The sequence below is a fragment of the Swaminathania salitolerans genome (assembly GCF_007988945.1).
Taxonomy (GTDB): Bacteria; Pseudomonadota; Alphaproteobacteria; order Acetobacterales; family Acetobacteraceae; genus Swaminathania; species Swaminathania salitolerans.
This window is the reverse complement of the sequence record NZ_BJVC01000004.1, coordinates 252,865-274,590: the sequence shown is the minus strand read 5'-3', so window position 1 is coordinate 274,590 and position 21,726 is coordinate 252,865. Positions and strand designations below refer to the sequence as shown.

The following is a 21,726-nucleotide window of genomic DNA, read 5'->3' as shown; positions in this document are numbered from 1 at the left end:
CATCCCATACCGTCAACACATAATTTCAAAAAAATGAAACTTATGGTCAGGAATCGGCGAGACCCGCTTCGTACGCCCGGAACCACGCCACGAAGCGCCCTATCCCCTCCTCGATCGGAACCTCGGGCCGCCATCCCGTGAGATCCGTGATGGCCTCGTGAGAAGACCAGGTCGCTTCCACGTCGGAAAGCGGCCGGTTCCTCTCTTCGATGAGCGCCTTTCGGCCGAGAGCCTCCTCGAGGAGGGAAACCAGTCGACGCACCGGCGTGGGCGCATCGCAGCCCAGATTGAAGATGCGCGAGTCCCCGGGTTCGGGTTCGTTGCCCAGAGCAGCGAGCACGCCCGATACGATATCGTCGATATAGGTGAAATCGCGCGCCAGCCCTGCTCCGGCATAAAGCGTGAGCGGGGTTCCGTTCATGATCGAGCGGGCGAACGTATAATAGGCCATATCCGGCCTGCCCCATGGACCGTAGGCGGTGAAGAAACGCAGCCCCGTCTGCCGCAAGCCGTAGAGATGCGCATAGGCATGTGCCGTCAGTTCGCCGGCGCGCTTGGTCACCGCGTAGAAGGAGCCGGGCCGATCGACCGCGTCGCTCTCGCGAAACGGCATGACTTCATTCAGCCCGTAGACGGAAGAGGAAGAGGCATAGACAATGTGCCGCAATCCTTCCAGATGCCTGACGGCCTCGAGAAGAACGACATGTCCGGTGATATTGGCGGTGATATAGGCGCAGGGATCGGCCAGCGAGTGACGGACACCTGCCTGAGCGGCGAGATGAACGACGTGGGTGATATCGGGATGCGCCTGCAAGACGCCATCGACCGTGGTCCGACAGCTCAGATCGCCCTTGTGGAACGAAAAACCGGCTTCCGTCGTCAGACGGGCGAGCCGATCGGTCTTCAATCTCACGCTGTAGTAGTCGTTGAGCGAATCTAACCCCACGACCTGATGCCCGCCGGCGAGGAGCTGCCCTGCGACATGATAACCGACAAAACCGGCCACCCCGGTCACGAAAACCTTCATTGCACGTGGCGTGCCGGGGCGAGAGCGTCTGAAGTCACCTTGTCTCCAACCACAATCCCGGCTTTCTCCGTACTGCCTCCGGCCAGCTCGAGAACGGCGGACGATCTGCCCTGCCCCCCTGTGCGGGCTTCGCTATAGGGAACCGTTTTCTCCGCAATGGCCTGAATCCGACCGTCCGGGCCGATGAAGAGCATGTCGAGCGAGACCGGCGTATCGCGCATCCACATCTCGGCAGCCTCCGGCGGATTGAACAGGAACAGCATGCCCGTTCCCTCGGGCACGGTCTCCCGATGGGTCAGGCCTGCGGCCCTGTCTTTCGGCGTGCGCGCGATTTCCACCGTGAAACGATGATCGTGACCTTGCCGGTCCGTGATCGTCAGGGATGTCTTCTCCATCGCCCTGGCCGATGTCGACGCTGCCGGAGCAGCCTTGGACGGTTCCGGCGGCGTATCCGCCCCCGCCGGAGCGGCACACAGCAAGGAGGCAATCCCGGTCGTGAGCAGAATCGTACGCAGATGCGTTTTCATGGTCGCTTTCCCCGGTGATCAGATCAAACGGTGATCAGGCCAAAAGGTGATCAGGTCAAAAAAGGATTGCTCCGCCGTTCCTCTCCGATTGTCGACGGGAGGCCATGGCCCGGCAATACGATGAAATCGTCGTCCAGGGAGAGAAGGCAACGCCTGATCCCCTCGACGAGCGCCTTATGGTCGCCATAGGCGAAATCGGTGCGGCCAACAACACCCCGGAACAGGGTATCGCCCACCACCGCAATACGATGCTCATGCGCGATGAACACGACATGGCCCGGCGTATGCCCCGGGCAATGCGCAACGGAGATGCGCGCCATCGGGAAATCGAGCGTTTCTCCGTCGGAGACGAACCGGTCGGGGTGGGCATTTTCGAGCCCGGAGAGGCCGAACGCCTCGGCCTGTTCGACGACCGATCCGAGCAGGAAGGCATCGCGGCGATCCGGCCCGATGAGCGGAACGCGCTTTCCCTGACGGCGGGACAGGGCATCGCGCAGGGCCTCCGCCCCGCCGACATGATCGAAATGACCATGCGTCAGCAGGATGCCGTCGACCTCGAGCCCTTCGAGCGTCCCAAGCAGCTCCGGAACGTCTCCTCCCGGATCGACCACGAGAGCGTGACCCGTATCGCGGCATTCGAGCACGGTACAGTTCTGACGCAGGGGGGTAACCTTGACGGTTCTGGCGTGCACGTGCGCTCCTCCTCCTTCTTCTGCCGGACTCGGATCCTGTCCGGCAGCGGGTCCAGAAGGCGCGATACCGTGCCGGGCAATGACAGGCAAGCGACGGGGGCGCGCGAAGAGGGCAAGCGAAGGGGGGGCAAGCGAAGGGGGGGCAAGCGAAGAGGATTGACCGCAGCGGGACACTCGGACCAGAATCGGAGAAACCGCCATGGTGGGAAAGACCGCCATGGCATCTGCCCCGCAAGGAGACCTCCCATGAGCCGAATCATTCGTACCGAACCGAATCCCGTCATGTCGAAGGCCGTCGAATATCACGGATTCGTTTTCACGCAGGGTGTCGTCGCCCGCAATCTCGATGCCGATTTCAAGACGCAGACGGCCGATGTCCTTGCGCAGCTCGACGCGCTTCTCGAGCAGCACGGCACGGATAATACCCGGATTCTCCAGGCACAGATCTGGCTCAAGAACATGGCCGATCGCGATGCGCTGAACGAGCAGTGGACCGCCTGGCTGCCGAAAGACGGCGCCCCGGCCCGCGCCTGTGTAGAGGCAGTTCTCGCCGATCCCCGGATGCTTGTGGAGATCATGCTGATCACGACGAAATAATACGTCTTGAACTTTTCCCCTTCGATCACCAGCTGAAGGGGAGAAAGTTCATAAATTTGCCATTAGTCCGCTCTACACGCCTTGCCAAGCTAGGTCGAACATAGTTACCTAGTTGCAACACCTAACTGGCGGACGTGGAATCAATGATCGTGGGACAGAAAAGTTGCCTTAAACGCCTCCGCAGGCCCTTCTTTTCGTCTCTGACTCTTCTTTCTGTCCTGATCGGGTCCAGTTTCGGCGCATCCGAGGCGCAGGCGCGGCACAGAACCGCGCATCACAAGGTCGCTTCCCACGGAACGCATCATCGCACCAGGCATGGTGCATCGATCCACGCCACCCGTTTCACGCCGCGACATCATCGTCATACCGGTCATGTCATCCAGTGCGTGGCCTATGCCAAAGCCGCTTCCGAGGTCGTTCTTCACGGCAATGCCCGCGACTGGTGGGCAAATGCGAAAGGCGTCTATGCGCGCGGCTCGGCTCCCGAGCCCGGCTCCGTTCTGAATTTCCGCGCCATTCGCCGTATGCCCTACGGTCATGTCGCAGTGGTGCGCGCCATCGAGAACGACCGGACTATCGTCATCGATCAGTCTCACTGGGCGCAGAACGGCGTCGCGAAGAACGTGCGCGTGATCGACGTTTCGCCGCATAACGACTGGTCGGCGGTGCGAGTCGCTCTGAACGGGAACCCGGACAGCTTCGGCAGCATCTATCCCACATACGGTTTCATCTATGCCCGTCCCGATGACGGCGTCATGATGGCCAACAACACGCCGGCGAGCCACGCTGGACATGCCGTTTCCGATGCCGGCAGCCACGCCGATTATGCAACGCTCCGTCATCCCGCGAGCACGACCGAGGTCGCCGAGGCACCGGACGATGCATTCGGGATCGAAGGGCCGAACCGGAACCTGCGCTGAAATCGCCATCATCCTGATAGAAATGGAAAACGTCCCGAAGAGTTCCGGGACGTTTTTTTATGGCCGCGCGGCGCGGTGATACGGATGTCCGGCGCTGATGGCACGGGCTCGATAAAGCTGCTCTGCCAGAAGGACGCGGACCAGCATGTGCGGCCAGGTCATCCTCCCGAAGGAGAGGCGCGCATCGGCGCGTGCCATGACCGAGGATTCGAGCCCTTCGGCCCCGCCGATCACGAACGTGACCTGACGACCGGAGGCGAGCCAGGTCTCGAGACTTGCGGAAAAACTCTGGCTGTCGGGCGTATCGCCCCCCTCATCGAGCGCGACGACGAAGGCACTCCCGGGACAGGCCGAAAGAATGGCCGATGCATCCTTGCGCCTGATTTCGGACGCACTCCCGCGGGATTCGGCGATCTCGAGCAGCTCGACCCGGGGCCGGGTGCGTTCGACATAACGGTCGAACAGATCGCGCTCCGGCCCTCTCTTCATACGCCCGACAGAAACGATCCTGATCACGCCGATCAGAGATCCGTCGTATCCGCCCCGTCCAGCGCGGCATCGTCGAGATCCTTGCCCCACATGCGTTCGAGCGCATACAGAGCCCGGCTCTCGGGCTTGAAGAGATGGACCACGATATCGCCCGTATCGAGAAGCACCCAGTCCGTCCCGTTCGCCCCCTCGATGGTGATACGCTTGATCCCGATCTCGTTGAGCTTGTCTTCGACATGCGATGCCATGGCGGCAATCTGCCGATCCGCGATACCGGTCGCGATGACCATGTGATCGGCGAAGCTCGCCCGACCGCGCAGATCGAGGGTGACGATATCCTCGGCCTTGTCCTCGTCCAGGCTCGCGGTCACCACCGCAAGGGCTTTCTCGACCAGCTCACGCGCGGCGCCTTCGCGTTGCGGGGCACGCGTCTTGCGCGGACCTGCGGCGGCGGCTTTCTTGCGCGGCGTGCCTGCGGCTTTTAGGGAAGCGGCAGCTTCGCCGGGGGCGGGCTGGATCTCACGCTCGGCCGCGACGCTGCGACGGGCAGTGGGGGTCGTCTCGTCGGACGGTTTTCTGGCGATGGCTCGACACTCCGGTCAATTGGTTCGAGAAAGCGCGGGAGGATAATGTCCGGAATCCCGTAACGCTGTCGCTGATATACCGTTTTGCGGCGCCGGAAGAAAAGCCCAGACACCACCTTTCCTGCGCGAGAGAACCGGCCCCTGTCTCGCGGGTACCCGCAAATGGCGCAGGGCGTGGGTCGCCTGACCGCTCAGGGCGGTCCGGTTGCTGCCCGGTCGCGGCACGATCGCCATGGGGACGATCAATGCGAGATCGCGCCAGCGCCGCCAGCGCGTGAGCGAAGCCAGCCCGTCCGCGCCCATCAGCCAGACGAATCGCACCCGGGGAAAACGCAGGCGCAGAAGCGAGACGGTCTCGACCGTATAGCGTTTCCCGAGCCGCGCCTCGATATCGGTTGCGATGATGCGACGACCGTCGGCAAGAGCACGGGCTGTCGCGAGCCGGTCAGGAAAAGGGGCCATTCCGGCCCGGGATTTGAGGGGGTTTCCCGGCGAAACCATGAGCCAGACCTGATCGAGACGGAGATGCGTCAGGGCATAGCGCGCCAGCTGGAGATGTCCGGCATGTGCCGGGTTGAAGGACCCCCCCAGCAATCCCACCGAGATCGACCGCCCGTCGCCGTATTTCGGGATCTGCGACACGTCAGGGGCGGGTCTGACCGGTGCCGCGCACCTCGTAGCGGAATGTGGTCAGCTGCTCGAGACCGACAGGGCCACGCGCATGGATCTTGCCGGTCGCGATGCCGATCTCGGCCCCGAAGCCGAACTCCCCGCCATCGCAGAACTGCGTCGAGGCGTTCCACATCACCACAGCACTGTCGGTGCCGTTCAGGAAACGCTCTGCAGCGGCCGCATCCCCGGTGACGATCGCTTCCGTATGTCCGCTGCCATAGCGCGCGATATGGGCCAGCGCTTCATCCACCCCCTCGACCACAGCGACGCAGAGACGGGCATCGAGCCACTCGGTCGCGAAATGATCCGACGTCGCCGGTTCGAGATCGGGCACGATGCCCCGCGCCGTATCGTCTCCCATGACCGCACATCCGAGAGAGTGCAGGTCCTGGATGAGAAGCGGCAGAAGGTCCGGAGCGATATGCCGGTCGATCAGAAGGGTCTCTGTCGCGCCACAGATACCGGGACGGCGCATCTTGGCATTGGCCACAATTGCACGGGCCATGGCGAAATCCGCCTTCTCGTGCACGTAGGTGTGACACAGCCCGTCGGCATGCGCGAGTACCGGAACCCTTGCCTCGCGCTGCACGCGCTCGACGAGCGACTTGCCCCCACGCGGGATGATCATGTCGATCTCCCCGGCAGCGCCGAGCATCGCGGAGACATGGGCCCTGTCCGTATCGGGAACATTCTGGACGCAGGCTCCGGGCAGACCGGCCTGCTCCAGCCCGATCCGGATCGATTCCTGGATGCACCGGGCGGAGTGATGACTCTCCGACCCACCGCGCAGGATGACGGCGTTGCCGGATTTGATGCACAGCCCGGCTGCGTCGGCCCCGACATTGGGCCGACTTTCATAGATCATGCCGATCACCCCGAGCGGTGTCGCGACGCGTCGGATCGCAAGCCCGTTCGGCCGCGTCCACTCGGACAATATGCGTCCGACAGGATCGGGAAGAAGCGCAATCGCCTCGAGCCCCCTGGCCATCGCCTCGATCCGGGCGGGGGTAAGGGTCAGACGATCGATGAAAGCCGCAGATGCACGGGACGCCGCGACGTCGCGGGCATTGGCAACGAGAATATCGGCGGCACGCAGACGCAGCGATCCGGCTGCGGCACGCAAGGCATCGTTGCGCTGGCTCGCCGGAGCGATGGCAAGAATGCGGGCGGCCTTGCGCGCGGGTTCGGTCAGGGCCCTGAAATCGGACACGGTCGCGGCGGTTTCCAACATGCCTTCTCCTGTCTTCGCTGCGCCTTCCCCCTCCCGGGCCGCATCGGGCGCGGCCTGTCCGGAAGAAAGACGCCCGAAGCTATGTATCATCCCTGGTTTTCTTGGAAAGAGCGCCCGACAGACAGAGTCGCCGCGACATTGCGCGCCGCGCGCCTCAGATTGGCAGCGGCCTCGTCCAGAGCCTCCTGCAGGGTGCAGGGGCGGGCGAGGCAGCTGAAAACGGCATCGAATCCCGCATCGTGCAAAACGGCGTGATCGTGCCCGAGCGTACCCGCAAAGGCGAAAACGGGCTTGCCGTATGTGCGGGCGAGATCCGCGATCGCACTGGGCGCCTTGCCGCGAATCGTCTGCGAATCCAGCCGCCCTTCTCCGGTAACGACCAGATCGACCTGCGGCATCAGCCTGTCCAGACCGAGCAATCCGGCGATATGACGTGCGCCGGGCACGAGCGCTGCGCCACAAAGCGCCACGAGGCCGAGCGCGGCCCCACCGGCAGCCCCCATTCCCGGTCGTGCACCCAGATCTTCGCAACAGCTTTGTCCGAGCAGGGAAGCCAGACGCGACAGCCCGTCCTCGAGCAGGGGGAGCATCTCCGGTGTCGCCCCTTTCTGCGGGCCGAACAGCGCCACCGCACCGGTCGGCCCGAGAAGAGGCGCCTCGACATCGCACAGGATCTCGATCCGGCTCGAGAGCAGACGCGGATCGATCGAAGACGAATCGAGTGTCGCGAGGCGGGAAAGGGCGCCCCCTCCGGGAGGGAGCTCCGACCCGTCGCGGTCCTTCAGGGAAACGCCGAGCGCCTGGAGCATACCGGCGCCCCCGTCGCAGGTCGCGCTGCCTCCCAGGGCGAGCACAAGATGCCGACACCCCATATCCAGTGCGGCCTGCATGAGCTGCCCGACGCCATAGGTCGTGGCAAAGAGGGGGGAGCGGGATTCGGGCGGGAGCTGCGCAAGTCCGGCGGCCTCTGCCAGCTCGATCACGGCCGTTTTCCGGTCGGGCAGGAGGCCGAAATGCGCTTCGCATTCCACGCCCAGAGGCCCGCATACACGGCGCGTCTCGAGCGTGCCTCCCGTTACGCGCGCAACGATCCGGGCGGTTCCCTCGCCCCCGTCGGCCATGGGAAACCCGTGATAGCGCGCTTCAGGGAAAATCTCCGAAAACCCGCCGACGATCTGCTGCACGACAGCCTCGGCAGACAGGCTTTCCTTGAAGGAATCGCACGCGACCAGAATATCCATGATGCGCCTCCGTTGAAGGGAGACCCATCATGTCCGCCGGAATGACAGGGTCAAGGGGTGCGAAGGAACCCGGAAGAGATCAGACGTTGAAACGGAAGAGCAGGACATCGCCATCCTGCACCACATAGTCCTTGCCTTCGATACGCAGCTTGCCCGCTTCCTTGGCACCGGATTCGCCGCCACAGGCAATGTAATCGTCATAGGCCACGGTTTCGCAGGCAATGAAGCCGCGCTCGAAATCGTTATGGATGACGGCAGCCGCCTGGGGCGCCTTTGTGCCTCTGGTAATGGTCCAGGCGCGCGTCTCTTTCGGGCCGACCGTGAAATAGGTGCTCAGGCCCAGAAGTCCGTATCCGGCGGCGATGACGCGATCGAGGCCCGAATTGTTCAGTCCCAGCCCCTCGAGAAACTCGGCACGCTCTTCCTGCGGCAGCTGGCTGACTTCGGCTTCGATGGCGGCAGAGACCACCACCACGGCAGCGCCTTCGGCCTCGGCGCGCTTGCGCACGGATTCGGAATGGCTGTTGCCGGTCGCTGCCGAGCCTTCTTCCACATTGCAGACATAAAGCACTGGCTTGGTGGTCATGAGCTGCAGACGCCGTGCAGTCTCTTCCTCACCTTCGGGCACGGCGGTGCGGGCAGACTTGCCGTCGCGCAGGGCCGCCATGATCGGGTCCATGATCGCGAGCTGCTGCTGCGCCTCGCGATCGTTGCCACGGGCGCGCTTCTGCAATGCGGTCTGTCGTTTCTCGAGCGAGTCGAGATCGGCCAGCATCAGTTCGGTCTCGATGATTTCGGCATCGCGCACGGGGTCCACGCCGCCTTCGACATGGGTGATGTCGTCATCCTCGAAGCAGCGCAGGACATGGATGATGGCATCCACCTCGCGGATATTGGCAAGGAACTGGTTACCCAGACCCTCACCACGCGATGCGCCGCGCACGAGACCGGCGATATCGACGAATTCGAGGCTGGTCGGCAGGATTTTCTGCGACTTGCCGATGCGCGCCAGATTGTCGAGACGCGCGTCAGGCACGGCCACGCGGCCGACATTGGGCTCGATCGTGCAGAAGGGATAATTCGCTGCCTGAGCTGCCGCCGTTTCGGTCAATGCGTTGAACAGGGTGGACTTGCCCACATTGGGGAGCCCCACGATGCCACAATTGAAACCCATCAGCGTTTCTCCCCGCACAGCATGGCGATTTTTGTCATTGTCGCTTCCGGTTCCCCCTTGGCCAGCAGGGGCGACGCCGCAGCCACGGCATCGAGAAGCGCTTCGAGTTCTGTCTGTTCGGCCTTGGCGAAATCGCCCAGCACATGGCCGGTCACACGGTCCTTGTGACCGGGATGCCCGATGCCGAGGCGTACGCGCTGATAATTCTGGTCGCCCAGCATACGGTCCATGGAGCGCAGACCGTTATGGCCCGCCGCACCGCCACCGCGCTTGACCCGCACCTTGCAGAAAGCAAGATCGAGTTCGTCATGAAACGCCGTGATGTCGGATACCGGAATCCTGAAGAACCGCGCAGCCTGCTGCACGCTCTCGCCGGACAGATTCATGTAGGTCATGGGCTTGAGCAGAAGGACTTTCTGTCCCTCGATGCTGCCCTCGGCCGTCTCTCCCTTGAAGCGCGCGCGCCAGGGAGAAAACCGGTAGTATTCGGCAATACGCTCGACAGCCATGAAACCGATATTGTGGCGCTGCCTGCGCATGCCGGGCTCGGGGTTACCGAGCCCGGTCCAGAGTAGCATTGCGGCCACCCCGAGCGGTCTTACTTCTTCTTCGCAGGAGCGGCGGCGGCTTCAGCAGCGGCCTTCGCAGCGGCTTCTGCTTCCATCTCGGCATCGACCGTCGGCGGTGCGATGGTGGCGATGACGAAGTTCGGCAGCTGCAGAACCGGCGTCACGTTCTCGGTGCCGGTCAGGTCGTCCCAGCGCACGTTGTCGTGGATGTCGAGCTGGCTCAGATCGACCGTGAAGCTGGACGGGATGTGATCGACATCGGCCATGACGTCCACCGTGTGACGGACCAGGTTCAGCACGCCGCCGCGCTTGATGCCCGGGGCCTTGTCTTCGCCCGTCACGTGGATGGAGACGGTCACATGGACCTTCTCGCCCGGCGCGAGGCGCTGGAAGTCGACATGGATCGGCGCATCGGTCACGGGATGCAGCTGCACTTCACGCAGCAGGGCGCGCACGGTACCGCTTTCGAGCGGCAGTTCGTACAGGCGCGAACGCCAGCCGCCACGGACCATTTCCTTGTGGATGATGCGCGGATCAATCTGGATCAGCGAAGGCTCCTGCTTGCCACCATACACAACACCCGGCACCAGACCGGCACGTCTCGTTGCGCGCGCTGCCCCCTTACCAGCCTTCGCGCGCGTAGAGACTTCGAGGGACGTCATATTTGTCACGGTATTCTCCCAGATTCATTGCACTCACGGCCTCCAGGGGTGCCTGAGTGAAGGCGCGCCTTAGCGGAAATGAGGGTGCAAGGCAATGATCTTCGGGAGTCGGCGGGCGATTTGCCCGCAATGACACCGGGAGGCAGGGGAGCGCCCCGGGGGAGCGCCCCGCCTCCCTCACTCGTAAGCGGTCAGCACCCAGCCATTATCCGTCGGGTCGCAATAGAGCGGCACGGCGTTGGCCAGGCGGACATTGATCGGCAGGCTCATGGCGGCACGCAGGGCGCGAAACAACGCACCATGCGCGACGATCATGGGTATGCCGTCCTGTTCCAGCGCGCGGTTGACGGCAGAAGACGCACGGGATTTCAGACCGGCAAAGGTCTCGCATCCTTCCGGGGTGAACCCGCCCTCGATCCAGGGATCGTACCAGTCGCCCATGGGTTCCCCCTCCATGACGCCGAAACAGACCTCCTCGAGATCGCGATCGGTGGAGAGCGGCAGGGTCACGCCGCTCGACGCCGCGATCGCTTCCTGGGCCGCCACAGCGGTGTCGTAGGCACGCGACAGCGGCGAGGAAACGATACGGGCGATCGGCGATGCGCCGTCGCGCCAGTGACGCGCGAGAGACGCGCCCGCCTTGACGGCCTGTTCGCGACCGGTCGCATTCAGCGGAATATCCGTTCGGCCCTGGGAGAGATTCTGGGCGTTCCAGTCCGTCTGACCGTGACGCAGATACCAGAAGGGGCGACGAAGCAGCATGGGAGACGGTCCTTAGTCGAAGAGCGAGGAGACGGAGCTTTCATCGGCAACGGCACTCATGGCGCGCGCCAGAAGATTTGCCGTGCTGATCTGACGGATATTGGGCGATTCATCCATGGCCCCGGTCGCAGGAATGCTATCGGTCAGGGTCAGCATCCCGAGCGGAGACATCCGCACCCGCTCGACCGCCTGTCCGGTCAGGACGCCATGGGTGACATAGGCCTCCACTCCGGCAGCACCGTGCTTCATGAGCGCCTCCGCCGCATTGCAGAGCGACCCGCCACTATCGATGATATCGTCGACGAGAATGCAGTAGCGTCCGGTGACATCGCCGATCACGTTCATCACTTCCGAGACCCCCGCACGCTCGCGACGCTTGTCGATGATGGCGAGATCGGTATTGAGACGCTGGGCGAGCTGGCGGGCACGAACGACACCCCCCACATCCGGGGAGACGATCATCAGGTCTTCATCGGGATGACGGGCATTGATATCGCGCTTGAAAAGCGGCGCCGCATAGAGATTATCGACGGGAATATCGAAGAAGCCCTGGATCTGCATGGCGTGCAGATCCATGGTCAGAATGCGGTTGGCGCCGGCTTCGACCAGAAGATTGGCGACCAGCTTGGCGCTGATGGGCGTACGCGGGCCGGATTTGCGATCCTGCCGCGCATAGCCGAAATAGGGCATGACCGCCGTCACCCGGCGCGCCGATCCGCGACGCAGCGCATCGAGCATGATCAGCAGTTCCATGAGATTGTCGTTCGTCGGCGAGCACGTGCTCTGGATAACGAAAACGTCCTCACCGCGCACGTTTTCCTGGATTTCGACGAAGACCTCCGCATCGGCGAAGCGCCGCACCGATACCTTGCACAGCGGGAGACGCAGTTCCTGAGCGACGGCACGCGCCAGAGGCAGGTTACTGTTACAGGCGACGATCTTCATCGGGAAACGACTCCGGTCCGGGGCGGCAGCAAACGCGGCCTTCTAACAACGCCGCGTCACGCTGTCATTAACTCATGGAGACTCGCTCCAGTCGACAAAGCGTTTTTTACGCAGCCGTGACCGCCTTGTTCATCCGGGCCGGGCTTGCCGGCACGCTGCCGGGAATCGCTCCGGTCGAGCCGGATCGTCCGCCCCTCAACCGCCCGCCCGGAAGGCGCCGACCGGAACCATACCGACCGGATCCATGCCGACCGGAACCGGATCGCGCCTTTTCAGGACAGACTCGCCGCAAAACCGCCTTTCAGGGCCGGTTTCCGGGAGACGTGTTTCCAGCGGGGCTATCCCGGGGGGCGAGCTCGAGTGTCATGACCTCGAACGGCGCCAGCGCGATCACGACAGGCCGGCTGGCTTCGATCTCTCCCGGCACGGAAGAGCTACCCCACAGACGGCGCACCGTGAAACGCGCACGCTCCCCCGTCGGCAATTCGAGCGCACGCCCCGCCTCGATCAGGATATGGCGTTGCACCCGGTCGGGGTTTCGCAGGGTGAGCAGGGATTTCGCAGGGCTCCAGCCTGCCCAGCCATAAGGTTCCAGACGGCCGGGATCCCCGCCAACCCAATGGGAGTCGCGCAGGATGTCCGCATTGGCGCGTGCCCATTTTGCAGACTCGGCAAGGACCCGCCAGTCGTCAGGCCTGAGCAAGGCGGGCGTGACATAGAGTTCCTGCTCATCCGCACCGGAGGCAAAAAAGCTGTGAACCTCATCGGGGAAATCATGACCCGGATCGTCGTTCAGCCGCTGGTTTTTCTGCGCGTAGATGATGCCGTGCAGCATGAGGGAATTGAGCGGGAAGAAAGGAGAGCGCACCACGATGTTCCGGTAGGTTTCGGAATCGCGATAGGTGATCCATTGCTGGCGTCGCGTACCGACCCCGCGCAGCATGTCGTCCTCTCCTCCGCGCCAGATCGAGTCTGCGTGGCGGAGCCAGAAGGGCGAGGGATAGGTGCCCGTGGTGAGGTTGACGAACATGTCGGGCCGTACGGCATAAATGTCGTCGATAAGATGGATCGCCGCGTCGAAATCGCTGTTGAACACGCTGCCCGGTGCCACATGATCGGCATTGCCGGTGCCGTCGAACTTGAACTGGTTGATGCCATCCTTCTGCATGAGAGCGAGCACGGCCTCGTGAAAGGCACGGTAATAACGCGGTGCAGAGAGATCGAACCCGCCATCGCGCGTTTCGAGCCCGGCTTTCGCCCCGTTGGCCACGCGCGCCTTCTTGGGCGTGGAGTATCCTCCCCAGGGAGACAACCAGACGCCCGGCGCCGCACCATAGGCCCCGGCCAGGGACATGAGCGGCCTGAAACCCTGCGGGAAATCCTTGCTGAAGCGCCAGAATCCGCTGCGATCGTCCCAGCCATCGTCGAACAGGAAGGAATCGAGCTTCACCCCATATCGGCGCACCAGAGCGTCACCGACCTGCCGGATTCGCGATTCGGCGTCTTTCTGCGTGTACGGGGTGAAGTAGCCGATATCGTACCAGGAGTTATAGGTAAGGAACGGTCTGTAAGGGTGGCTGCGCTCATGCTCCAGATAGATCTGGAAATCCCGTCTTCCCTGCCCATGCCGCACAACCCCCGCCACGGCAGAAAGCGCGAGCGTATGACCGGGCCGGACCGGCAGGGCCTGATCCAGCGTCATGCGTGTCCGTCCGTTGAATACCAGTGTCTCCGCGAGCGGACTCTCGATACCGAAATAGGTGTCTCCGATCAGGATGGGGGCGCCTTTCACATCGCCCACGACCTCGCCCTCATCCGTATCGACCTCGAACATCGCCACATGATCCAGCGCCAGCGGCTTGCCGACAGGGGCGATGGCGATGCTCTCGCGCAGATAGGGCATGCCTGTGCGCTGCTCCATGCGCCAGATCAGCGTGAAACGCCCTGCCGGATCGGCAAGCTTCGCAACGAGGGCCATACCCGCCAGCCGCTCCGCACCGCGGGCGGCTTCCGGTCTGGCCGGAATCCTCCCGATTTCGGGAGGAGCGACGAGTTTCAGATCATGGCTGCCGATCCGGTCACCGTCTCTGAGCACGAGGGTAAAGAGATCGCGCAGCACGAAGGCTCTGCCATGCACGGCATCCTCGATCGTCAGCCCGCGCAGATGGCCGTCCCGCTCCGACCGGACAAGCCCGATCGCGTCGTTACCGAAACGCCGCCCTTCGCCGGATGGCGCATCCTGCGTGGCCGAAGGCGAGAGAACCGCCCGCTCATCGGCACCGGCTGCACGGGAAAGGGAGCTCCCCCCCAGGATCAGTCCAAGACAGACGACGATACGCGCGGCATGAAGTAGCAGGACCATGGATCAGAATCCCGAAGCAAGAGAAAAGACCAGCCCGAATCCGCCTCCGACGATATAGGTGGGTGCAGTTCCGGCAATGGTGGAGCCGAAAACGCCCGTCGTGGTTCTGGCGTTGAGCCCGCCATTGCCTGCGGAGAGATATTTGCGGTCGGTCACGTTCATGGCGTTGACCTGGATCTGCGGATGCCTGACCCGCCAGACGCTGTCGAAGCGATATCCGGCGGTGACGTTGCCCAGAGCGTAGCCGGGCATTTTCTCGTCATTCATGTAGGTCGCGTATTGCGCGCTCACATAGCTCACATACCCGTTCGCGAAGAAATGCCCGTCATCGTAGGACAAGCCTGCATTGACGGTATATCTGGGGCTGTATGGGGCGATCTTGCCTGCACTGCGTATGTAATCCGTACCGCGCGGCAGGTTGTTGTCGGTCGTGACATGCAGATACTGGAACGAGAGATAGGGACTGAAGCCGTGCCACGGGCGCAGACCCAGGGCACTCTGGAACCCGCGCGACGTCTGACCGCCCGCATTGACGTAACGCGCCAGAAGCCGGCCGCCGACATAGCTCGAGATCGAACTCTGACGGTTGGTCGAATTGTAGTTGAAAAAGGACGCCGAAAGCGTGACGAGCCCCCTGTGCCGGTAGCCGATCTCTTCCGAGATCGAATATTGCGCCTTGAGATTTGTCGATCCTGCCCGGGCCGGATAGGGCGACGAGCCGTCCCAGTAGGTGGCATAGACCAGAATGCCCTGCGGCTCCTTGAACGCCGTTGCCCCGTCCAGATAGATCTGGTCGTCGGGCGTTATCTGCCATGAGGCCGAAATCTGGGGCAAAGGCTGCGTATCGCTGCGCCCGTAACGATACCGGTCGCCGGGAATCAGATTGGTCGAGCTGTAGGACAGCATGACGTATTTGAAGCCGGCATTGAGCGTGACCCTGTCGTGAAACAGCCTGTACGTGTCGGACAGGAACAATGCGTTCAGCTGCTGGATCAGATGGACATTGAACTGCATCAGAACCGAGCCGTCGATTCCCCGTATCGGGTATTTCCCCCAGAAATTCTCGCCCTCGCCGGTAGGGCCGATGGCACTCAGAGGCGCGATTTCGGTCTGGTCGTAATAATTATACCAATAGCCCGCACGCAATTCGTTATGTCCCGATGTCCAGCTCAGAACGGAATTCACGCCGCCCGCCTGCTGGTTCGAGTAATCGACCGCCATGACGGCCCCTTCCCCATTCTCGACGCCCCGCAGGGCGAGAGGCCCCACGGGCGCGGTCCCGTTATAGCCATCGACCGCCTGGGTCTGGCCGTTATTGAAGGCCCCCTGGATGTGCGTGTAATAAGGCGACGTCGTGAGAGTCAGAGTGCGCCCCAGTGCGAAAACGAGAGGCGCCCCCATGAGAAGGGAATGCGTCTCCTGCGCGTTCACGCGGTAGTAATTGTAATTCCCCGGTGTGTAGGTCGGGTCGTAATACGCAGCGGAACGGCCGAGCGTCTTCCAGCTCCGCATGGTGATGCTTTTCAGATAGGGCTCGCTGGCCTGATTATAGGTCAGAAAGACCCGGGCCGAGCTGCCCTGACCCCATGTCCTGAGCGCCATCGAGTCGATATGCGAGCGACGCGCCCGCCCCGGCCCGAGCCACATGGCATGCGTCCCGTAGGAGTAGGACGCAAAACTCCGGATGCCGCTATGGCCGATTTCGCCGCTATCGAGTCTCACGAATTCCCGCGCCGCCTGATGATTGCCATAAGTCAGCGAGACCAGACCGCCCCGATGAGGGGTCGGATCGGTCATGGTCTGACGGATGGAACCGGCCACCGCATTATAGACCGGCAAGGCAATATCGGCGACGCCCTGCTCGACCGAGAGTTTCTGGATATTTTCCGTATCCGTGGCCTGGGAGGTATAGGGAACGTAATTCGACGTGTCGGCGGCCGGAATACCGTTGAGCGTATAGCCGACCGAAGTCTGGCTCATCCCCCTCATATAGAAACTGCTCTGGTTCGACTGGCCGAACGCATCGGCACTGGAGAGGGTCACGCCGGGCACATACTGGATGAGCGAGAGCGCGTTGCTCGTCGGGGATTGCTTCGCAATGAAATCGCGGGTCACGGTCTGGACGGCCTGTGGTGCCGTTTCCCGGGCCAGCAGCCCCCCGCCCGGCGTGGTGTTGGTAACGCCGGTGGCCGTGCCCGTGCCGCCCTTCACACGGATACGCTCGACTCCGGGAGAGATCCCCCGCGCCCGTTTTTCCCGGGGCATCATCTCGCCCGTCCTGACCGTCCTGCCCGGGGCGGACGGCTTGTCCTGCGCGATACGGGGCTTCGGCCCGACGCGCTCCGCCAGTGCCAATCCGATGCCGTCATGCAGGGCCGCTCCCATCAGGATGCCTGCCAGAGGAGCAAGACGAATACGGGAAGACCGGTAACGGGAGAGAGGCTGACGCATGTCTGTCACTCGGCATGAGGTTGCGTGGCGATTAAGTCATCATCGCTTTTACATTGCAACAACAAAACGATCATAAACGATCGATAGCCCGGAAAGCTGCCTTATTCCCCGGATCTGCCTTTCTATCCCACAGTCTTTCGCATATTACGCCCCTATCTTCAGAAGCCCGGGAGCGATTTCCGGGAGAGAAATCCTTCACCCCCGGACAGGAGCGCTCTTGTTTTATGATCGTATGTGATCGTATTGAGGATGTGACGGATCGGTGCCATCCTGTTCGTCGCATTCCGTGACGGAGAGACCATGCAGCCCGACCGCCTGACCCGGATCCGCCATCATCTCTACCGCCACGGTCTGACCGGGGTGAACGATCTCGCGAAACTGGTCGACACCTCGGTGGTGACCATGAGACGGGATCTGCAGAAGCTCGAGGAGCTCGGCTATATCCGTCGCACCCATGGGGGCGCGGAAATCGCCCATGCAGGCGCGCTGGAAATCGGCTTCGAGGCACGCGAAACGCAGGGGCTGGCGGTCAAACGGGCCATCGCGGATGCCGCTTATGCCGCGCTTCGTCCGCATTGCGCGATCTTCCTCGATTCCGGAACCACCGTGCTGCAACTGGCGCTTCGCCTGAGTCTGGATCCTCTTCCGCTCAGCGTCTTTACCAACAGCATCGCCATCGTTCAGGCCCTGATGAACACTCCTTCCATCCAGCTTTCCCAGATTGCCGGGCGCGTCAGGGCCGAAAACAGGAGCGTCGTCGGTCCGCTCGCCGAACGTGCGATCGAAGGTCTCTGGTTCGACCAGCTTTTTCTGGGCACGAGTGCAGTTCAGGACGATGCGAGCCTCGCAACACAGGATTGCGAGGAAGCCAGCATGAATGCAGCCATGATCCGCCATGCCGGTGAACGCCATTTGCTGATCGACAGCAGCAAGTTCGGCAGACATGCGACCTATCGTGTCGCCGCCCTCTCCGAGCTGACCCATGTGATCACCGATGAAGGCATTATCGAGCCCTGGTACGAACGTCTCGAGCGTGCAGGACTTCATCGTACGATCGTCACAGGCCATGCCCCGGCGCCAACGCTTCCGTGAACCGCGCCAGCCTGCATCGCAAACGCAGGGCCGGGAGCCGGATAGCGGAGATGCCCCGGAGGCAGGACAGAGTTCGACTGAAAGGAAAACGAACCCCATGAACGCTACGGAGCGCGGCATACGCGAACAGTTTCCGCTATGGGATCGGGCGCCCGATTGCAGGATTGCCCCCCGGCCCGACCACGTTCAGGTGGTGGTCGGCTGCGGAACCTCGGTTCATATCGCCGATTCGATCGCGGTCTTTCTCAATGCCCATGGCAGGGCCAGCCGCCCGGTTCCGGGTAACGAGTGGACCCGCCGCCCGCACGACTACGTCCCTGCCGGGCTGCCCGTCGAGATCGTCGCCCTCTCCCGCAGCGGCGAGTCGACTGAAACGGTCGCGGCCGCGCGGACGAGCCGCGAGGCGGGACATCCGGTTGTCGCCATCACCTGCGCACCGCAAAGCGCGCTATGTGCCGCAGCGGACAGGCTGATCGAGACCGATACCCATCCCGAAGAGGGTATCGTCATGACGGCTTCTGCCAGTCTCATGCTGCTTCTGGGAATGCGCTATGCGGGCATGACGGTCGGGCAGCCCACGACGGCGGCGGCCCGGACCCTGCTCGACCGGGCCGATCCCCATCTCGCCGGGCTGATTGAGGGCCGCACGCATTTCGTGTTCCTCGGGGGGGGGGCATTCTACGGTGTGGCGCGGGAAGGCGCGCTGAAAATGCAGGAAATGAGCCTGAGCCAGAGCGAGGCGCATCATCCTCTGGAATATCGTCACGGGCCGATCAGCCTGATCGACGAGCGCTCTCTGGTGATCATGATGTATCATCAGGACACGCTGGAAGAGGAAAGCCTGCTGGCGCACGATCTGCTGGCCAAGGGTGCGAAAGTGCTCGGTCTGGGTGGTCCCGGCACGATCAGCCTCCCTGTCGGGGGAGAGCCGGGTACCGGGCCTCTGGTCTGCCTGCCCGTTCTGCAATTGCTGGGCGAATATGTCGCGCGCAGCAGGAATCTCGACACGCTGGCGCCTCGCCACCTGACCAAGGTCGTGACCATAGGCTGAAGGAACATACGGGCGTCCGACACCGAAAGATGCCCGACGCCTCAGCCCTGCCGGGCCGCAGCCCCGCCTTTTGCGCCGTCGCCCCCCGCCTCCGGCGGCAGCGGCTTGTGCGCGCGCCCCGAATAATTGGTGATGATCTGATGCACGGCGCCCGCTGCTTCGGAAGCGGCGGCCATGGCGACGTCTCCCCATGCGCCATCGAGCGAATGCGCGGGAATGTCATGGAGCTGTGTTGCCGCCCCCGCCTCCTTCCCTCCGGCGGTCAGGGTGTGCCAGACGATTTCGATATGCTGCATGGGGTGGCCCGTGGTTCCGGCCGGGCCATCGGTCAGTGTCACGACTCCCTCCACCCGGTAATCCGCCCCTTCGGCCTGTTCCTGGATCTTGTCATGCGCGTCGGGAAAGGCCGCGGCGAAGGCACGGGCCAGCGTGACGTTTCCGTCTCCGGGTGCCCCTCTGACTCCCTTGAAATACACTTTCGCCGGACGGCGTTTCAGACTCTGCGGATCGGCCTGCATCATGGCGGCCTGTATCCCCGTCAGGACGGAGCTGATCTTCGGCGCGGCTTCCGACGCCTGGGTCGCCAGGACCTCGTCCCTGCCCGCGGCCCAGACCTGGGCCGGAACCGGGGGGGCATCCCAGTGACCGCGCGCCTCGCCCGACGGAGTCATGACGACATAATGCGGAATGACCTGCTCGCCTTCCATCGTTGCAGAGAGGCGCAGCCACCAGTCGCCCTTGCGTACGGGCTGCGCCACGGCCGGCACCGATTCGGTCACGAGCGCATGAACGATATGCCGCGCCCAGAGCGCCGAGGCTTCATTTTCGAGCAGTGAATCCGGCGGGGTCGGCACATCCATACGCGGCGGGGGCGTGTTCAGCGCAAGACGCCGCCCCTCGGGTCCGGGATCGCCGAACGGGTGCGGCATGTCGACGCAGCCCGAAAGAAGAAGCGCGCCGATCGCCAGGACAGGCAGGCGGTGCCGCAAGCGGGTCCGGGGAATGTTCGACGGGGCAGAGTGTTTCATGAATCGACGACTCAAAACGATCGCTCAGCGGGTCGGGCGGGCGCGAATGGCGGAAATCTGATGACCGATCATTCCGCCTCCGGCCAGTACCCGCCGCCTGTGACTGAAGAAGCGCTGCGGATCGGCGCAGGTGTCGAGGCCGAGCGCAGAAACCCGGCGCAGTCCGGCGCGACGCAGCCTGTAGAGGCAGTACCCCGGAAGATCGAACAGATAATGCCCCATGCGCGGGGCCCGCAGGAAATATCCCTCCGCCCCGGGCGTGCGGTCCAGCACTTCGGCGCGCATCTCCGCTCCGACCTCGTAGCGCGGCTGACGGATGCACGGCCCGACGCAGGCGACGAGATCGGATGCGCCCAGATCCGCCATCGCCGTGACCGTCGCCTCGAGAACGCCCCCCGCCGCACCGCGCCATCCGGCATGAGCCGCCCCGACGATACGCCCGTCGGGGCTCGCGAACAGGACGGGTCCGCAATCGGCGGTGATCACGCCCAGCGCCAGATCGTCCCGGTCGGTTACGAGGGCATCGGCCTGCGGCCCCTGCCCGGGACGCCAGGGATGCGTGTCATGCGTGAGGGATATCACCGTGGCGGAATGGGTCTGGGTCAGCCCCATGAGGCGTTCGGACGCGACGCCGAGACAGGCTGCGACCCGACCGCGATTCTCCGCCACGTTCTCCGCCCTGTCCGGCGAGGCAAGCGAGCAGTTGAGTGAATCGAACGGCGCAGGAGAAACGCCTCCCCTTCGTGTGAAAAAGCCATGAGGCACGAAAGAGAGCGACTCGGCGCCGAGCACCCAGCCCCGGGGCGGCGTGTCAGACATGCGGCACCTCCTTCGCTGCGGGATGAGGATGCTTCATTCCGAATGCCATCAGCCAGATCCCGGCCAGCGCCATCGGCATGCACAGAACCTGCCCCATGGTCAGGCCGAGAGGCAGAAAGCCGATGAAGGAATCGGGTTCGCGGAACAGCTCGCAGAAACTGCGCGCCAGCGCATAGCCGAACAGGAACAGCCCGGCGAGAAAGCCGTAGCGCTCCCGCACCCATTGGCGACTGGCCGCGACAAGCATGACGGTGAGCAGAAGCAGCCCCTCGGTCAGGGCTTCGTAGAGTTGCGACGGATGACGCGCCACAGGCCCCCCTGTCGGAAAGACCATGGCCCAGGGCAGCCCTTCCGGTGCCGGTCGCCCCCAGAGTTCTCCATTGATGAAATTGGCGCACCGGCCCAGACCGAGTCCGAGCGGTACGATCACCGTGATGCGATCGGAAAAGGCAAGGAAGCTGAGCCGGTTGCGCCAGGAGAAAAAGGCCAGAGCGAGGATGACGCCCAGCGCCCCGCCATGAAACGACATCCCGCCCTGCCAGACTTCCACGATGGCGAGAGGATGGGTCAGATAGAAGCCGGGCTTGTAGAAAAGGATATAACCGAGCCGCCCGCCGAGCACGACGCCAAGCATGGCCCAGAAGGCGAAATCGTCGACCTGCACGCGCGTGGCGGCCTGGGGCCGGAGCGCACAGAGGCGGATGGCGATCTTCCAGCCGATCAGGATCGAGAGGATATAGGCGAGCGCATACCAGTGGATCGCGAGCGGTCCGATCTGGACGGCAATCGGGTCGAACCGGGGCAGGATGATCGGATGGGCGTCCATGGGGA

Annotated in this window: 22 protein-coding genes; 4 read left to right on the top strand and 18 right to left on the bottom strand. The window is 63.4% G+C overall.

Annotated elements, in window-relative coordinates:
• Positions 1-46 precede the first annotated feature (46 nt).
• The 3 genes from SSA02_RS10070 to SSA02_RS10060 are packed head-to-tail and all read right to left on the bottom strand — an operon-like array spanning position 47 to position 2,246.
• Complete coding sequence (locus tag SSA02_RS10070) at positions 47-1,027, bottom strand: NAD-dependent epimerase/dehydratase family protein (RefSeq protein ID WP_147093916.1); 981 nt, start codon at positions 1,025-1,027, stop codon at positions 47-49.
• Complete coding sequence (locus SSA02_RS10065; protein ID WP_147093915.1) at positions 1,024-1,554, bottom strand: DUF192 domain-containing protein; 531 nt, start codon at positions 1,552-1,554, stop codon at positions 1,024-1,026. Before SSA02_RS10065 ends, SSA02_RS10070 begins: the two co-directional genes overlap by 4 nt.
• 50 nt (positions 1,555-1,604) lie before the next feature.
• Positions 1,605-2,246, bottom strand: coding sequence for an MBL fold metallo-hydrolase (locus SSA02_RS10060; protein ID WP_246103825.1), 642 nt, complete (start codon positions 2,244-2,246; stop codon positions 1,605-1,607).
• A 246-nt stretch (positions 2,247-2,492) separates the two neighbouring features.
• Here SSA02_RS10060 and SSA02_RS10055 point away from each other — a divergent pair, with 246 nt between their 5' ends.
• Together SSA02_RS10055 and SSA02_RS10050 are read left to right on the top strand one after the other, a co-directional pair.
• On the top strand, positions 2,493-2,843 hold the full coding sequence (locus tag SSA02_RS10055) for a RidA family protein (RefSeq protein WP_147093914.1): 351 nt from the start codon (positions 2,493-2,495) through the stop codon (positions 2,841-2,843).
• Between the two features lie 143 nt (positions 2,844-2,986).
• A complete protein-coding gene (locus SSA02_RS10050; protein WP_147093962.1) occupies positions 2,987-3,763 on the top strand; it encodes a CHAP domain-containing protein in 777 nt (258 codons plus the stop codon).
• A 57-nt stretch (positions 3,764-3,820) separates the two neighbouring features.
• Here SSA02_RS10050 and SSA02_RS10045 read toward each other — a convergent pair whose 3' ends face one another.
• From SSA02_RS10045 to SSA02_RS09990, 12 genes are all read right to left on the bottom strand, one after another.
• The gene (locus tag SSA02_RS10045) at positions 3,821-4,276 is read right to left on the bottom strand and encodes a 23S rRNA (pseudouridine(1915)-N(3))-methyltransferase RlmH (protein WP_186807761.1); all 456 of its coding nucleotides are present in this window, start codon (positions 4,274-4,276) and stop codon (positions 3,821-3,823) included.
• 8 nt (positions 4,277-4,284) lie between these two features.
• Positions 4,285-4,770: a ribosome silencing factor gene (gene rsfS, locus SSA02_RS10040; protein ID WP_147093912.1), complete on the bottom strand. Its 486-nt coding sequence runs from the start codon at positions 4,768-4,770 to the stop codon at positions 4,285-4,287.
• A gap of 81 nt (positions 4,771-4,851) precedes the next feature.
• Positions 4,852-5,478, bottom strand: a complete 627-nt coding sequence (locus SSA02_RS10035; protein WP_147093911.1) for a nicotinate-nucleotide adenylyltransferase — start codon at positions 5,476-5,478, stop codon at positions 4,852-4,854.
• 1 nt (position 5,479) lies between these two features.
• A complete protein-coding gene (locus SSA02_RS10030; protein WP_147093961.1) occupies positions 5,480-6,739 on the bottom strand; it encodes a glutamate-5-semialdehyde dehydrogenase in 1,260 nt (419 codons plus the stop codon).
• 86 nt (positions 6,740-6,825) lie between these two features.
• Positions 6,826-7,980 carry a glycerate kinase gene (locus SSA02_RS10025; RefSeq protein WP_147093910.1) on the bottom strand — a complete coding sequence of 385 codons (1,155 nt, stop codon included), beginning with the start codon at positions 7,978-7,980 and terminating at the stop codon, positions 6,826-6,828.
• A 79-nt stretch (positions 7,981-8,059) separates the two neighbouring features.
• Complete coding sequence (gene ychF / locus SSA02_RS10020; RefSeq protein WP_147093909.1) at positions 8,060-9,154, bottom strand: redox-regulated ATPase YchF; 1,095 nt, start codon at positions 9,152-9,154, stop codon at positions 8,060-8,062.
• On the bottom strand, positions 9,154-9,732 hold the full coding sequence (gene pth, locus SSA02_RS10015; protein WP_147093908.1) for an aminoacyl-tRNA hydrolase: 579 nt from the start codon (positions 9,730-9,732) through the stop codon (positions 9,154-9,156). The genes ychF and pth overlap by 1 nt, the downstream gene beginning before the upstream one ends.
• A gap of 20 nt (positions 9,733-9,752) precedes the next feature.
• Positions 9,753-10,394, bottom strand: a complete 642-nt coding sequence (locus SSA02_RS10010; RefSeq protein WP_147093907.1) for a 50S ribosomal protein L25/general stress protein Ctc — start codon at positions 10,392-10,394, stop codon at positions 9,753-9,755.
• Between the two features lie 168 nt (positions 10,395-10,562).
• Positions 10,563-11,147, bottom strand: coding sequence for a histidine phosphatase family protein (locus SSA02_RS10005; RefSeq protein ID WP_147093906.1), 585 nt, complete (start codon positions 11,145-11,147; stop codon positions 10,563-10,565).
• 12 nt (positions 11,148-11,159) lie between these two features.
• Positions 11,160-12,092: a ribose-phosphate pyrophosphokinase gene (locus SSA02_RS10000; RefSeq protein ID WP_147093905.1), complete on the bottom strand. Its 933-nt coding sequence runs from the start codon at positions 12,090-12,092 to the stop codon at positions 11,160-11,162.
• 301 nt (positions 12,093-12,393) lie between these two features.
• Complete coding sequence (locus tag SSA02_RS09995; RefSeq protein WP_147093904.1) at positions 12,394-14,454, bottom strand: alpha-galactosidase; 2,061 nt, start codon at positions 14,452-14,454, stop codon at positions 12,394-12,396.
• 3 nt (positions 14,455-14,457) lie between these two features.
• Positions 14,458-16,905 (bottom strand): TonB-dependent receptor, encoded by a 2,448-nt coding sequence (locus SSA02_RS09990; RefSeq protein ID WP_147093903.1) that lies wholly within the window; start codon positions 16,903-16,905, stop codon positions 14,458-14,460.
• A 300-nt stretch (positions 16,906-17,205) separates the two neighbouring features.
• On the opposite strand from SSA02_RS09990, the gene SSA02_RS09985 reads away from it, so the two are divergent.
• Together SSA02_RS09985 and SSA02_RS09980 are read left to right on the top strand one after the other, a co-directional pair.
• A complete protein-coding gene (locus tag SSA02_RS09985; RefSeq protein ID WP_147093902.1) occupies positions 17,206-17,997 on the top strand; it encodes a DeoR/GlpR family DNA-binding transcription regulator in 792 nt (263 codons plus the stop codon).
• A gap of 97 nt (positions 17,998-18,094) precedes the next feature.
• The gene (locus SSA02_RS09980; protein WP_147093901.1) at positions 18,095-19,048 is read left to right on the top strand and encodes an SIS domain-containing protein; all 954 of its coding nucleotides are present in this window, start codon (positions 18,095-18,097) and stop codon (positions 19,046-19,048) included.
• A gap of 41 nt (positions 19,049-19,089) precedes the next feature.
• On the opposite strand, the gene SSA02_RS09975 is transcribed toward SSA02_RS09980, so the two are convergent.
• From SSA02_RS09975 to lgt, 3 genes are read right to left on the bottom strand one after another with little or no spacing between them, the layout of a single operon-like run.
• The gene (locus SSA02_RS09975; protein ID WP_246103821.1) at positions 19,090-20,076 is read right to left on the bottom strand and encodes a hypothetical protein; all 987 of its coding nucleotides are present in this window, start codon (positions 20,074-20,076) and stop codon (positions 19,090-19,092) included.
• A 24-nt stretch (positions 20,077-20,100) separates the two neighbouring features.
• The gene (pgeF, locus tag SSA02_RS09970) at positions 20,101-20,895 is read right to left on the bottom strand and encodes a peptidoglycan editing factor PgeF (RefSeq protein ID WP_147093900.1); all 795 of its coding nucleotides are present in this window, start codon (positions 20,893-20,895) and stop codon (positions 20,101-20,103) included.
• Positions 20,888-21,721: a prolipoprotein diacylglyceryl transferase gene (gene lgt / locus SSA02_RS09965; protein ID WP_147093899.1), complete on the bottom strand. Its 834-nt coding sequence runs from the start codon at positions 21,719-21,721 to the stop codon at positions 20,888-20,890. Before lgt ends, pgeF begins: the two co-directional genes overlap by 8 nt.
• Positions 21,722-21,726 lie beyond the last annotated feature (5 nt).

Coding starts and splice junctions, on each gene's coding strand:
- SSA02_RS10070 (WP_147093916.1), bottom strand. CDS start 1,027: ATGAAGGTTTTCGTGACCGGGGTGGCCGGTTTTGTCGGTTATCATGTC.
- SSA02_RS10065 (WP_147093915.1), bottom strand. CDS start 1,554: ATGAAAACGCATCTGCGTACGATTCTGCTCACGACCGGGATTGCCTCC.
- SSA02_RS10055 (WP_147093914.1), top strand. CDS start 2,493: ATGAGCCGAATCATTCGTACCGAACCGAATCCCGTCATGTCGAAGGCC.
- SSA02_RS10050 (WP_147093962.1), top strand. CDS start 2,987: ATGATCGTGGGACAGAAAAGTTGCCTTAAACGCCTCCGCAGGCCCTTC.
- SSA02_RS10030 (WP_147093961.1), bottom strand. CDS start 6,739: ATGTTGGAAACCGCCGCGACCGTGTCCGATTTCAGGGCCCTGACCGAA.
- SSA02_RS10025 (WP_147093910.1), bottom strand. CDS start 7,980: ATGGATATTCTGGTCGCGTGCGATTCCTTCAAGGAAAGCCTGTCTGCC.
- ychF (WP_147093909.1), bottom strand. CDS start 9,154: ATGGGTTTCAATTGTGGCATCGTGGGGCTCCCCAATGTGGGCAAGTCC.
- pth (WP_147093908.1), bottom strand. CDS start 9,732: ATGCTACTCTGGACCGGGCTCGGTAACCCCGAGCCCGGCATGCGCAGG.
- SSA02_RS10005 (WP_147093906.1), bottom strand. CDS start 11,147: ATGCTGCTTCGTCGCCCCTTCTGGTATCTGCGTCACGGTCAGACGGAC.
- SSA02_RS10000 (WP_147093905.1), bottom strand. CDS start 12,092: ATGAAGATCGTCGCCTGTAACAGTAACCTGCCTCTGGCGCGTGCCGTC.
- SSA02_RS09995 (WP_147093904.1), bottom strand. CDS start 14,454: ATGGTCCTGCTACTTCATGCCGCGCGTATCGTCGTCTGTCTTGGACTG.
- SSA02_RS09990 (WP_147093903.1), bottom strand. CDS start 16,905: ATGCGTCAGCCTCTCTCCCGTTACCGGTCTTCCCGTATTCGTCTTGCT.
- SSA02_RS09985 (WP_147093902.1), top strand. CDS start 17,206: ATGCAGCCCGACCGCCTGACCCGGATCCGCCATCATCTCTACCGCCAC.
- SSA02_RS09980 (WP_147093901.1), top strand. CDS start 18,095: ATGAACGCTACGGAGCGCGGCATACGCGAACAGTTTCCGCTATGGGAT.
- SSA02_RS09975 (WP_246103821.1), bottom strand. CDS start 20,076: ATGAAACACTCTGCCCCGTCGAACATTCCCCGGACCCGCTTGCGGCAC.
- pgeF (WP_147093900.1), bottom strand. CDS start 20,895: ATGTCTGACACGCCGCCCCGGGGCTGGGTGCTCGGCGCCGAGTCGCTC.
- lgt (WP_147093899.1), bottom strand. CDS start 21,721: ATGGACGCCCATCCGATCATCCTGCCCCGGTTCGACCCGATTGCCGTC.